1 protein-coding gene is annotated in these 1,721 nt (G+C 69.3%); it reads left to right on the top strand.

Annotated features, from left to right (window positions below; translation table 11 throughout):
* The coding region (locus tag ACIP5W_RS35710) for a condensation domain-containing protein (protein WP_401482247.1) at window positions 1–1,721 on the top strand (1,721 nt) is incomplete at both ends.

Raw genomic sequence — 1,721 nt, 5'->3', positions numbered from 1 at the left:
TTCGACCTCGGCGGCCACTCCCTCCTCGCCACCCGACTCGTCAGCCGCATCCGCTCCACCCTCGCCACCGAACTCACCATCCGCCAACTCTTCGAAGCACCTACGGTCGTCGAACTGGCAGCCTCGCTGGAAAGTGCTGAGCACGCCGCCCGGCCGCAGCTGACCGCAGGTCCGCGGCCGGAGCGGATTCCACTCTCGTTCGCCCAGCAACGCCTCTGGTTCCTGCACCGGTTGGAGGGGCCGAGCCCGACCTACAACACCGTCACCGCGTTGCGTCTCACCGGGGCTCTCGACACCAAGGCCCTGCGTGAGGCAGTGAACGACGTCGTCGCCCGGCACGAAAGCCTGCGCACGGTCTTCGCCGAGGACGAGCAGGGCTCCCACCAGGTCGTGTTGCCGGCGAACATCGCCGAGGCACCGTTCGCGGTCGTCGACGTGACCGACGCGGAGGTAGGCGACAAGCTGGCCGAGGTGGTGGCGCACCGCTTCGACATCGAGTCCGAACTGCCGGTGGCTACGTGGCTGTTGCGTGTGTCGGCGGAGGACCACGTACTCATCCTTCTGGTCCATCACATCGCCAGTGACGCCTGGTCGCGCGGCCCGCTCGCCCAGGACCTCACCGCCGCCTACACCGCACGGTTGCAGGGCCACGCCCCCGACTGGGCGCCCCTGCCCGTCCAGTACGCCGACTACGCACTCTGGCAGCACGACCTCCTCGGCGACGACACCGACCCCGACACCCTCGCCGGACGACAGCTCGCCCACTGGAAGGACACCCTCACCAGCCTCCCCGAACAACTCGACCTGCCCACCGACCGCCCCCGCCCCGCCGTCGCCGACTACCAGGGCGACCGCGTCGCCTTCGAGATACCGGCGGAGCTGCACGAGCGGCTGACCGAGCTGGCGACGACGACGCACTCCAGCCCGTTCATGGTGCTCCAGACGGCTCTCGCCGCACTGCTCACCCGGCTCGGTGCCGGCCAGGACATTCCCATCGGCACCCCGGTCGCCGGACGCACCGACGACGCCACCGACCAGCTGATCGGCTTCTTCCTCAACACCCTCGTCCTGCGCACCGACACCGGCGGCGACCCCACCTTCCGTGAACTCCTCGAACGAGTCCGCGCCACGGACCTCACCGCCTACACGCACCAGGACCTCCCCTTCGAGCGCCTCGTCGAGGTCCTCAACCCCGCCCGCACGCTGGCCCACCACCCCCTCTTCCAGGTGTTGCTGACTCTCAACAACACGGACCACCAGGGTGCGTTGAGCGACATCACCGAGCTTCCGGGCCTGCAGGTGTCACCGCAAACGGTGCAGCGCACGAACTCGAAGTTCGACCTGTCCTTCGCGTTCGCCGAGTCGTTCGACAGCGACCGACGGCCCAGGGGCATCGAGGCCGCGCTGGACTTCAGCACTCAGCTTTTCGAGCGCACCTCGGCGCAGAGCATCGCGGAGCGATTCGTCCGCGTCCTGGAGGCCATGGCCAGCGCGCCCGACCAGCACATAGGTGACGTCGAGATCATCAGCGCGACGGAACGCGAGCGGGTGCTGGTGGAGTGGAACGGCACGGCGACCGAGCTGCCGGACGTCCCCGTGCACGAGCTCGTCGCCCGGCAGGCCGCGCGCACACCGGATGCGGTGGCGCTGGCCGGTGACGGGCAGAGCCTGACGTACCGCGAGCTGAACGGCCGCGCCAACCAGCTGGCCCGCCACCTGAT

The sequence above is a fragment of the Streptomyces sp. NPDC088766 genome (assembly GCF_044750845.1).
Classification (GTDB): domain Bacteria; phylum Actinomycetota; class Actinomycetes; order Streptomycetales; family Streptomycetaceae; genus Streptomyces.
Note: the sequence above shows the minus strand (reverse complement) of the source record. Positions and strands in the feature narration are given on the sequence as shown.